The organism is Fictibacillus sp. 23RED33 (assembly GCF_015903925.1).
GTDB lineage: Bacteria > Bacillota > Bacilli > Bacillales > Fictibacillaceae > Fictibacillus > Fictibacillus phosphorivorans.
Genome location: NZ_JACZDX010000001.1, coordinates 1,504,565 through 1,515,915, shown reverse-complemented (window position 1 = coordinate 1,515,915; position 11,351 = coordinate 1,504,565). Strand labels below are relative to the sequence as shown.

The window sequence follows — 11,351 nt, the reverse complement described above, 5'->3', positions numbered from 1 at the left end:
AGGATAACCACTTCAGTTAAAATAGATGAATTCATCAATCATGCAACCCCTATATTTAAATTAACAAAATATTGTGACAAAATTCGCTAAATATATAGATAGTTACATATTTAAATGGTAAAATATTACTATACAGTATAAATATTAGGGACATTTGTACTGTCTTTCATTTCCATGGGGATTAAAATATTGAGGAGGTATTGAATGAAGCGTAGAATTGTGCACGAGAAAGTGGAAAAGTATTTAATTACGAATAGGACCATTGCTATTCATCCATTTATTAATCAATGGGGAAGGGTATGCGCAGAAATTTATGAAGAAGATGCTGTCTTTCTTGTAGAGAAAAAGCCTTTTCGAATCATCAAAGATTCCTGTCCTTATTATGGAAGTACATACGATGGCAAGAAAGATGCAACACAGATCATATTAGGGAGGATGTGCTTCCCTCCGATCATGATTGACACGAAACTTGATATATTCTTCTTTCCCACGAAATCACCACGAAAAGACTCCTGCATCTGGCTCTCACAGCCACACATTGATGATATTGTATCCATTGACCGAAAAAAGGTTAGAGTCATTTTTTCAAACGGAATGGATCTACCTATTGAAAGTACCTCCACATCCCTAAAAGGGAAACTCCATCGAGCCGCTCATTACAGAAGTGTACTAATAACTCGAACGAACCGAAGTCTAGAAAAGGATAGTGAAAAAGGATTGAAAAACAGTGATTTACTCTTAACTTAGATCATTTTAAGCGTGAGCGCCTGATGAAGTAATTCAGGCGTTTTTGATATGCAAAAAAGTTAAAGTTACATATATTAGTATGTGATCTTCTGTTAAAAATTTTCCTGAAATCCTATATAAACTCTGATGGTTAGAGAGTTTGGGCACACTATTCATATAATTATCACTATTTATCGGCTTTCAAATAATTTATAATTATCATATAATAAAGATATTAAAGACTTGAATTTTAGCAATACTAGTTGATATGGTTTTCATGGAAACAGGAAAAGCAGTAACCAAGTTGTCTCTTCTTATACATGAGACGATGGCTTTTTTCTGTAAATTTTAGGTGAAAAGGTTGATAATGATGAGCAACAGAGAAACGAACACAGACGTCCTTTTAATTGGCGCTGGAATCATGAGTGCTACATTAGGAACGATCTTAAAAGAAATAGCTCCAGAAATGAAAATTAAAGTATTTGAGAAACTTGATAAAGCAGGAGAGGAAAGTTCAAACGAGTGGAACAATGCTGGAACTGGGCATGCTGCACTTTGTGAACTAAATTACACATCGGAAAAACCGGATGGATCTATCGATATATCGAAAGCTATTGAAATTAATGAACAGTTTCAAGTGTCAATGCAGTTTTGGTCCTACCTTGTTGATCAAAAGTTGATTCATAATCCAGAAGACTTCATCATGCCATTGCCACATATGAGTATGGTTCAAGGTGAAAACAACGTTCAGTTTTTAAAGAAACGTATGGAAGCGCTAACAGAGAATCCTCTTTTCCAAGGGATGGAATTCTCGGATTCTCCAGAGAAATTGATGGAATGGATTCCACTAATCATGGAAGGACGTTCGTTAAACGAAAGTATCGCTGCTACAAAGATCGATACAGGAACGGATGTTAATTTTGGTTCTCTTACTCGTATGTTATTTAGTCATCTTCAAAATAAGAATGTAGATGTTAAATACAAACATAGTGTAGAAAACCTGAAGCGTACGCCCGATGACTTATGGGAACTGAAGGTGAAAAATCATAACACAGGTTCAATTGAACGCCATACAGCGAAGTTTGTGTTTATAGGCGGTGGTGGTGGAAGCCTTCATTTGCTCCAAAAATCCGGTATTCCTGAAGGAAAACATATCGGTGGATTTCCGGTAAGTGGGATCTTTATGGTATGCAAGAATCCAGAATTGATTGAGCAGCAGCACGCGAAAGTATACGGAAAAGCTAAAGTCGGTGCTCCGCCGATGTCTGTTCCTCACCTTGATACAAGGTATATCGACAATAAAAAATCTTTGCTTTTCGGGCCGTTCGCGGGCTTTTCACCAAAATTTTTAAAAACAGGGTCGATGCTCGATTTAGTGACTTCAGTAAAACCTAATAACGTGTTGACTATGTTGGCAGCTGGTGCTAAAGAAATGTCATTAACCAAATACTTGATTCAACAAGTATTATTGTCAAAGGAACAGCGCATGGAAGAACTTAGAGAGTTCATCCCAACTGCTAAGAGTGAAGATTGGGATCTCGTCGTAGCAGGGCAACGTGTTCAGGTAATTAAAGATACTGAAACTGGTGGTAAGGGAACGCTTCAGTTCGGTACAGAAGTAATTACATCCGCTGATGGTTCGATCGCTGCATTACTCGGCGCATCACCAGGAGCTTCAACAGCTGTTCACGTTATGTTAGAGATATTAAACAAATGCTTCCCGCAAGAGATTGGTAAATGGGAACCAAAGATCAAAGAGATGATTCCTTCTTATGGTCAGCGATTAATGAACAATCCTGATTTGTTGAAGAAAGTTCATGCTTCTACAGCCCGTTCTCTTAAACTTGATACGAAAGAACCTACCTTAGCAGACTTTTCGCATATAGATGCTACAGTGTTACAAGAAAAGATTTAGGATTATTTATGTACTTGAAATCGGTTAATTTCCATTTCAAGTGCTTCCATTTTCCAAGTTTTTAAATAGTACTCCCAAAAGAGCCATTCATTTTTATAGGCTCTTTTTTTTCTGCCATTAGACGGCTGTTCATTTATATCTAATGAAGGATTTTTATACCTTATTATGGAATGTTTACTATGACTATACAAAGAGTAGGAGATCTAAAGATGAATACTGTTAAACACAATAGCAAAGCTTGGGACAAAAAAGTTGAAGATGGTGTGAGCTATACGAAGGCTGTATCTAAGGACATAATTGACAGAAGTAAGTTAGGAGATTGGCGTATTACCGTTACAACAGAAAAACCAGTTCCTAGACGGTGGTTTCCGGAATCGTTGACAGGACTAAAGGTTCTCTGTCTCGCTTCTGGAGGCGGACAACAAGGTCCCGTGTTAGCAGCGGCAGGTGCAGACGTTACTGTAATGGATATCTCAAAGAAACAGTTAGAAAATGATGAGATGGTAGCAAAAGCAAATAATTTGAGTCTGACGGCTATCCAAGGAGATATGTGTGATCTCTCCATGTTTAGCGAAGGGGAGTTTGACTTGATCGTTCATCCAGTGGCCAATGTATTTGTAGAGGATATTTCTCCTGTATGGAAAGAAGCATCACGTGTGTTAAAAGATAGAGGGATACTCATATCGGGGTTTACAAATCCATTGTTGTTTATTTTTGATGATGAAGAAGATCAAAAGGGAAATCTAGTCGTCAGTAACAGGATACCTTATTCAACGCTCGATTCTATGACTGAAAAAGAGAAGTCTGACTATCTTATGTCTGATGAAACGATAGAATTCGGGCATACCTTAGAGGATCAAATACAAGGACAGATTGATGCAGGTTTTGTGATTGCTGGATTATATGAAGATGACTTTGGTGGAAGAAGACCGATTGATACTTATATTAAAAGTTTCGTTGCAACACGTGCTGTAAAAATGAAGGTTGAATAAAGAAAAGAGGACTAGCTTAGAAGTAATATTACTAAGCTAGTTTTTCTTTGGAAAGGTAGTTCTTTGCTAAAAAATAAGCACTTATTGTAAACAACTGAGTAATTTTTTTATCTTCTATTAATCCTTCCATCTCATGAAAAGGGATCAGCTTAAGCGTTAAATCTTCATTTTCATCTAAGTTTTGAGAAGAAGACTGGAAAGCATCCAAGATTAGAAATGTTATAACCTTGTTGGTTTGGGTAGCAGGGTTCACCATGAATTCTCCGAGTACAATTGGTTTGTTATGGGAAGTAAAACCTGTTTCCTCTTGAACCTCTCTGATAATGCCTTCCTCAAAGGATTCACTTTGTTCGACTTTTCCAGCTGGAACTTCTAAAAAGAAGTCTTTACCTGGATGACGGTATTGTTCTACAAGTACGACTTGTTTATTTTTAGTTAGAACAAATGCATTTACCCAATTTGGATACTCATGAACATAATAGTTATCGATTTTCTGCCCGTTCGGCAGTTCACAACTGTCTTTTCTTAAATGACCAAACGGCGTTTTGTAGATATAATCTGATGTTATGGTTTTCCATTTTGCCAAGAATTTTGTCCCTCCTCATGGTTAGATAAATTACGAAAAATAAAATGAAACAACCGGATTGCGCTATTATAATCTCCCTGGTCTTATCCTCCTAATATGGTTGACTCCCACTCTTCTCGCAGAATTCCCATACGAATCGAGTCATAATATTCTCCGTTATAATACCGGCACTTTCTCATTCTGCCTTCCATTTTCATGCCAATCTTTTCGCCAACTTTAATCATTCGCTCATTTCCTGACCATGTTGTGTAGCCAACACGGACGAGTGGTAGCGAGTTAAACAGATGATTGATCCACAGAATAATAGCTCTTGTTCCATATCCACCGCTCCAATAGGTAGGATTGTAGATACCGATGCCCATCTCTAACCAGTGAGAGGGCTCGTGTTCCCAATAGTAACTCACTGTTCCGATCAACTCACCAGCCACTACAATTGCCCAGCGCTGATCGTGATTGACATAGTGATCTTTGTTCCACATAAATTCATCAAAAGGAATTTGCTTGTGATCAAAATATGGAGCGTCCCATTTTTTCCATTCAGGTGCTTTGTCTTTATATATCAGTTCCCAAAGTCTTGGAAGGTCTTCGTTAGTAATCGGTCGAATCTTTAAATCGTTATCTTGATATGACATTCAATTCCTCCGTATTTTTTGAACATTTACTTTTTATTTTATGATACCATTATTTGTAAAGGTAATCTTATATAATTTTGGGGGATTTATGAAATTAAAAATCATACATACGAACGATCTTCACAGTCATTTTGATAACTTTGCGAAAGCAGCAACGATGATTAATCAACATAAAGACGAAAACACTATACTAGTTGATGCAGGTGATTTTGCAGATTTTAAAAGTATTGAACTACAAGGAACAAGAGGAATGGCCGCGGTCGAGCTTCTAGATGCAGTTGGCTATGATGCTTTAACGATCGGCAACAATGAAATGTTTAATGGGGCAGAGACGTTAGAACATATGGCTGTTCAAAGTTCCGTTCCGTTTATCAGCAACAACCTATTTAGAAAAGACAAGACTTCGATTCCTGGTGTTCGTTCAAGTGTAATCCTTTCTAAAAATGGACTACGAATTTTCGTAACTGGCGCATCACCTGACTTAGGTGCTTTTAATAAAGGCTTAGGGTTTCATAGTGAAAACTATATTATCGCCATCGCAGAAGAGTTGGAGCGTAATCGAGGAAAATACGATCTGTGCATTCTTCTAAATCATGTCGGAACGGTAGCGGATATGGATCTAGCAAAAGAGATATCTGGCATTGATGTAATCGTGTCCTCACATGATCATGTTCTCTATCAAGAAGCGAAGGTTGTTAATGATACATTCATCGTAAGTGCTGGAAACTTTGGTGAACAGATTGGTGTATTAGAAATTGAAGTGAAGAAATCACATAAAATCCTTTTACAATCTGCCGTCTATAACACAAAAGATTCCAAGCCAGACGAAGAAATTGTAGCTATCCTTAAGAGAAGTAAAGAAACGGCGATCGAGATCTTAGGAAAACCACTATATACGATTAATGAACCGTTATGGCACGATGTGATCGGTGAGAATCCGATCACAAACCTTATCGCAGATGGATTAAAAGACATGCTGAATACTGACATAGGCTTGATAAACAGTGGCATTGTTAACACAGGAATCTTTTCTTATGTTTCTAATAAAAAATTGATTGAGATCTGTCCATCTCCCTTAAATCCAACTTCCTTCGAGATTCAAGGTAAATACATATTGGAAGCCATTCAACAATCACTTGATGTTCAACACTGCTTATTAGATGGAAGAGGTCCTGGCTTTAGAGGGAAGTATATAGGGGGACTGCATATTTCAGGTGCACAAGTGGTTTATGATGGATTGAAAGTGGTCGAAATGAGGATTGACGGTGAACCAATAGAGAAAGAAAGATGGTATTCCGTTGCATCTTCAGATTATCTTCAGCGTGGATCAGGCTATCCTTCACTAGCCCACAACCGAAATGAGTTCTACCGACCAGAAGAGATCAAAGAAGTGATTAAAATGTATGCCATCAAGCCCGAATTTGTAAATCGTGCTTATGATAAAAGGATTAAAGAACTACTTAAGATTAAGGGGTGATCAAGATGGAATGGTTAACTTTTTTAATGGCTGCAACAGCCTTCATTTTTGTGTTTCAAGAAGTAGAAAAGCGAAAGAAAATTGAAAAACGACTTCAGCAGTTGGAGGAACAACAAAAATAAGATCGATATTGAAGCGGGGTGGCTGCTATGGAAAGATGTGTGTATTTTAAAGATACCTTTTTCTCATCAGGCAGAACGGATATTTACAATGCAGAGCAACAGAAACGAGGAGTTCTCGATCTAAAAAGCGCATTTTCTTCAGGCGTGAGTATCGAGAATGAATCTGGAAGGGTCCTCGTTGAAGGTAGTTTTCCTTTCATGTCAGGAAAATGGATCGTGAAGCAATCTGATGGTAAGGAATTAGGCGTGGTAAAATCTGCATTTGCATTCTTCTCCAAACGTTATCGGTATATAACGAATGGCCATACATATGAAATTGAAGCTCCCGCTTTTTCAAAAGAATATACCATCTTTGATGAAAGTAAGTCGGAAATTGCTACATTTAATAAAGTAAATGGATTTTTCCAAGCTCCTGCTTATGAGCTGAAAAACAACTCAGATGCTTTATTAACAGAAGAGCTAATCGCTGTTGTCATGGGAGTCAACGCGATCGAGAAACGCAACCAATCTTCTGCAGGAGCAGGAGCTGGGAGTTAATATCGATTAATTAAGATAGCTTTTATTCAACTAAACTAATATGTTGAATAAAAGCTTTTAATTTTATATCGTAATGTCCATATGAAGTAGACATCACCATGAAATGTGCACACGATAAAAACACTTTGATAGTTGTCAATCATATATCCACGGTAATTGGAAATAATTTCACGGTAAACGCCAATATATTCACGGATAAACGCTATATATTCACGGATAAAATTTTTTAAACGATTTTCGACAAAAAAGCCATTTCCCCACTCAAGAAATGAACGATAAAATTAACAACGTTATTCTGTAATCCCTGCCTGAGTAATTTCCACCTTCATATTAACGTTAATCGGCATGTCAGGGTACTGTTCATCCCACCGTTTAAAATCAAATCCTCTTGTTCTGCTCCTCGCCAAATCGCCTAACCCGATCGTATCTACATTCAATTTTTGAAGTTTTTCTACAATCTTGTTGGTTCGCCTATCCATTGCTTTCTCGGTTGCTCTTTCTAGTTGTTCGATGAGTGACGGATCGCTTACAGGAATCTTCGGCGCTTCACTTACGCGTCCTTTTATTTTAACGAAAATGTCTACGGATGGAGATCGTTTCACGTCTTTAAAACGATATTCTACTTTAGATGACAAATTTTGAATCGTAAAGAATTGATCGTTTTTAAATTTCACTTCATAGATGCCTTTTTCAAAAGGTTCCATCAGCAGCTTTAAGAGAAAGGAATCTTCGAGCTTCAGTTGCCCGACCATTTTGTCGTCTTTTAAGAGGGCTGTACCTTTTACTCGTATTCGATCCCCCTGCATTTCCAAGAGTGGCAAGTTGGGATCCATCCCTTTTCCGTAATACGTATACAAAAAATCATGTAGATTTGACTTTGGTATGTTCGCGTTCATATTTTGATTTAGAAGCTGGAGCAAATACTTAGATGGCGTTTCACTAAGCGGATACTGCTCTTTTAACAATGTTTTCGTACTTCCTTTAACGACTGCCAAATATAGGTCTCGACCTAAGGAAGGATCACGCTGAAGTGTGTCAACTAGATCATATATGCCTTTTTCAGCTAATCGGTCATTATATAGAGCAATTTCTAAGCGACCGATCTCAAATGGTTTTGGAGATTCAGCTTGTTCTAGAGCTCTTGCCATCTTGCTCGTATTCGTGGTTGCTGTAAACACTTGAGAAATTGGAGGAACATCTTCTCCTCGTTGTGGAATGGCTACCATCCCGTTCAACTCTACTTGGTTATTCGTTTTATAATCATATCCAACTGCTGATACGAGTTGAACATCTTCTAGGATTTTTTTGCTTGGAAAGCAGCCAGTTAATAGCATTAATGTGAAGATAATGAGAAGCTTCTTTTTAGCCATTTTTTGTTTTCCTCACTTTTCCTGAAATCAGCTGGATCACAAATAAAAACGGTATATAAGCATAGAGAATATAAAAACCAACTTGAGAAACTTTCGTATTTAGTATGTCTACTTGTTGGCGATCAACGACTAAGATGCAACATATGAAAATAACGAAAAGCATTGTGCGCAGCGCACTTTTTTGTTTGATCTTATATAAACGGTGAATTCCGCGGCTTACAGACCACAAACCTATACAGATGTTAGGAAGAACGACGAAAAGCCAAAGAGCGATACCGGCATATTCGAATCGCTGGGCGAATGGGAGGTCTACAATTTTCCATAGTGTTAGTGTCGCCCAAATCGTATGTTGAAGTTGTTCTTGATTAAAATAGACAAAAGATACGAATACAGTAATGAGGTAAGTGAACATGGTAAATAGATTTCCTAAGTGAGCCCACTTTTGTGATTTTTCAGGTTGTTTTAAAAAAGGTAAATACAACAGTATGAGCTCGAATCCTAAATAATCAAGAGTAACTCCTTTAGTAGCAGCCATGAGGTCGCTAAATGAATGATCTAAAATAGGTAAAAGATTTGTATAGTGTGCATTTTTAAGTGCGTAATATTTTAATAAAAATAGAGGGAGGGTGATAAAAAAGCCTAATACAGATAGTCCTGCGACAACGCGGATTCCTCCAATAACATACGAATAAGCTAATCCTAAGAGGATGATGGCAATAACAGCCGTATTCAGCTCGGGAAACACCCAAATTTGAATTACTTCAATATAAGTCCTAAGTACGGTTAGAATCGTAGAACTAAAATAAATCAAGAGAAGAAAACTTAATGCGCCGCCAATCCATCTGCCGAACAAGTTTCTATGGACGCCAATGATATCAGCGTTCTCTTTTGAAAGAACACGATAGATCATCCAGATCAGCGCATTAAATGAAAGACCTCCGATGATTACAGAAATCCATGCATCATGTCCTGCTGATTTAGCGATATAACGCTCAAATCCTAGAATTCCCACTCCAATCTGCATGGTTGTAACCATATAAAAAGCCATATAAGGTGATATCTGCTTGTTTTCACTGATCTGAGACATACATACCCCTCATTTTTTAGTCCTCAATGTCATGCTTTGCTGTTGCCCGCTTTTTATTCATCCTTGCCTTATCCTGTGGTCTTAATAAAGATGGTCGGCTATTTTGCATACTGAACGGCAGTCGTACAAGAGCATCTTTTAGATCATTTGCACGAAGCGGATATAATGGTGCGATATAAGGTCTTCCTAGAGATGTTAGTTTCAGCAGATGAGAAACGATAAAAGCGAAACAGATACCAACACCTAGAACCCCTAAAAACTGGGCAAACAATAAAAAGGGAAAACGCAATAAACGAATCGTGTTACTCATCTGATAGACAGGTGTTGTAAAAGAAGCAAGAGCGGCTAAAGCAACAATGATTAACAAAACGTTACTTGTTAATCCTGCTTGTACCGCTGCCGTTCCGATAACGATACCTCCTACAATACCGATTGTTTGACCGACCTTAGAAGGCAGCCTGGCACCAGCTTCTCGAAGCAACTCGATGGAAAGTTCTAGTACGATAGCTTCCAGTATAGGTGGGAAAGGAATATCATTACGTGAAGCAACGAGTGTAGCTAGTAGATTTTCCGGAATCATTTCATAATGAAACGTTAATACTGCTACATACAGAGGCGTTGATAACACGGAAAACATGACAGCCATGAGTCGAATCAATCGAAAGGCAGAAGCGAGCGTCCAATTTAGAAAATAGTCTTCGAAAGCGGAGAAAAATTCCACGATGGTTGTTGGACCCGTTAACGCATGGGGAGATCCGTCAGCCATAATCGCCACTTTTCCTTCAGATAAAACACTCGCTACCCGGTCTGGCCGCTCTGTATCAATGAGCTGTGGAAAAGGAGAGTTCTCATTGTCGGAGATCATTTGATTGATATAAGAACTATCTACAATATGATCGTACTCGATATCATTGACTCGCTGAATCGCCGTGTTCACATTTTCTTCATCCGCGATTCCGTCGATATAAATGATGGCTACTCTCGTTTTTGAGAGTTTCCCAACCCGTACTTCCTTAACTGTGAATTCAGGAATAGGAAGTCGTTTACGAATAAGATTTAAATTTGTGTCTAATGATTCAACAAAAGCTTCCTTTGGACCTACAACGCTAAACTCAGTTTCAGGGATAGAAATCTGCCTGTTTTCGGTCGATAGACTTGGAACAAGCAATCCTTCCGGGTCCTCTTTATTCATTTGAATAAGAATAAACCCCTCTGTTACTTTGTTAGCGATGTCATGCACATCATTCGTTTTGACCATCCCATCTAACGGCAAATGCTTTTGTATGTCATCTAAGTTCTTTAATTGAATGTCTGTTATATAGGGTAATAAATCCCGATGAACAAATTCGGGATTTACAAGTGTTTTATAATAAGAGATATAAAATGTGCTGAGTGATGATTGCTTAACGGTAGAAAAGTCTGCTGAAGCTCTTAGCTTTTTCATGAGCTCTGGGAATGTCAATGTACCTTTTGTAGGATCTGTATTTGATTCTTGTTGTTTTTTCTTTTTCTTCTTAAAAAATATCATTGAAATCACCCGTTCGTTGTTACGTCATGAACTACTACATTTCTTTATCATCTCCTCGTCATTTAATAATATTCTGTTGGCAAACTTGATCATGGTTTGTTTTTTTATTGACAACAATTAGCAAGTAGCCTATGATTATCCTTAAATTAATAATGAAACTCTTATTAAGAGCAGGCGGAGGGAATTAGCCCAATGAAGCCCGGCAACCATCGGATGAACTATGTTTTGACCGAAACGGTGCTAAATCTAACAGCAGTTTTTTGCTGAGAGATGAGAGAACGAACGGATTTTATGTATGGAACCGTGTTCTCTAAGGGAACACGGTTTTTTTGCGTTTATCATACTGGTTAAGTGAATTTCAATAGAGAGAAAAGGAGTG

At 37.9% G+C, this 11,351-nt stretch carries 10 protein-coding genes and 1 riboswitch; of the genes, 5 read left to right on the top strand and 5 right to left on the bottom strand.

Features of this window, described 5'->3' with window-relative positions:
* Positions 1-204: 204 nt before the first annotated feature.
* The 3 genes from IHV09_RS07850 (at position 205) to IHV09_RS07840 (ending at position 3,633) form a co-directional block, all read left to right on the top strand.
* Positions 205-747: a competence protein ComK gene (locus tag IHV09_RS07850; protein WP_197128080.1), complete on the top strand. Its 543-nt coding sequence runs from the start codon at positions 205-207 to the stop codon at positions 745-747.
* A 349-nt stretch (positions 748-1,096) separates the two neighbouring features.
* A complete protein-coding gene (locus IHV09_RS07845) occupies positions 1,097-2,641 on the top strand; it encodes a malate:quinone oxidoreductase (RefSeq protein ID WP_197264162.1) in 1,545 nt (514 codons plus the stop codon).
* Between the two features lie 209 nt (positions 2,642-2,850).
* Positions 2,851-3,633 (top strand): class I SAM-dependent methyltransferase, encoded by a 783-nt coding sequence (locus IHV09_RS07840; protein WP_197128079.1) that lies wholly within the window; start codon positions 2,851-2,853, stop codon positions 3,631-3,633.
* A gap of 31 nt (positions 3,634-3,664) precedes the next feature.
* Here IHV09_RS07840 and IHV09_RS07835 read toward each other — a convergent pair whose 3' ends face one another.
* A complete protein-coding gene (locus tag IHV09_RS07835; protein ID WP_197264040.1) occupies positions 3,665-4,219 on the bottom strand; it encodes an NUDIX hydrolase in 555 nt (184 codons plus the stop codon).
* A gap of 83 nt (positions 4,220-4,302) precedes the next feature.
* Positions 4,303-4,851, bottom strand: a complete 549-nt coding sequence (locus IHV09_RS07830) for a GNAT family N-acetyltransferase (protein ID WP_197264039.1) — start codon at positions 4,849-4,851, stop codon at positions 4,303-4,305.
* An 88-nt stretch (positions 4,852-4,939) separates the two neighbouring features.
* Here IHV09_RS07830 and IHV09_RS07825 point away from each other — a divergent pair, with 88 nt between their 5' ends.
* Both IHV09_RS07825 and IHV09_RS07820 read left to right on the top strand, forming a co-directional pair.
* Entirely contained in the window at positions 4,940-6,328 is a 1,389-nt protein-coding gene (locus IHV09_RS07825; RefSeq protein WP_197264038.1) for a bifunctional metallophosphatase/5'-nucleotidase, read from the top strand.
* A 149-nt stretch (positions 6,329-6,477) separates the two neighbouring features.
* Positions 6,478-6,987: a hypothetical protein gene (locus tag IHV09_RS07820; RefSeq protein ID WP_197264037.1), complete on the top strand. Its 510-nt coding sequence runs from the start codon at positions 6,478-6,480 to the stop codon at positions 6,985-6,987.
* A 290-nt stretch (positions 6,988-7,277) separates the two neighbouring features.
* Here IHV09_RS07820 and IHV09_RS07815 read toward each other — a convergent pair whose 3' ends face one another.
* Genes IHV09_RS07815 through IHV09_RS07805 form a run of 3 tightly spaced genes read right to left on the bottom strand, consistent with a single transcriptional unit; the run spans position 7,278 to position 10,972 of the window.
* Positions 7,278-8,357, bottom strand: a complete 1,080-nt coding sequence (locus tag IHV09_RS07815; RefSeq protein WP_197264036.1) for a Ger(x)C family spore germination protein — start codon at positions 8,355-8,357, stop codon at positions 7,278-7,280.
* The gene (locus IHV09_RS07810) at positions 8,350-9,444 is read right to left on the bottom strand and encodes a GerAB/ArcD/ProY family transporter (RefSeq protein WP_197264035.1); all 1,095 of its coding nucleotides are present in this window, start codon (positions 9,442-9,444) and stop codon (positions 8,350-8,352) included. Before IHV09_RS07810 ends, IHV09_RS07815 begins: the two co-directional genes overlap by 8 nt.
* A 16-nt stretch (positions 9,445-9,460) precedes the next feature.
* The gene (locus IHV09_RS07805; protein ID WP_197190926.1) at positions 9,461-10,972 is read right to left on the bottom strand and encodes a spore germination protein; all 1,512 of its coding nucleotides are present in this window, start codon (positions 10,970-10,972) and stop codon (positions 9,461-9,463) included.
* A 158-nt stretch (positions 10,973-11,130) separates the two neighbouring features.
* Positions 11,131-11,249: riboswitch (SAM riboswitch) on the top strand.
* Positions 11,250-11,351 lie beyond the last annotated feature (102 nt).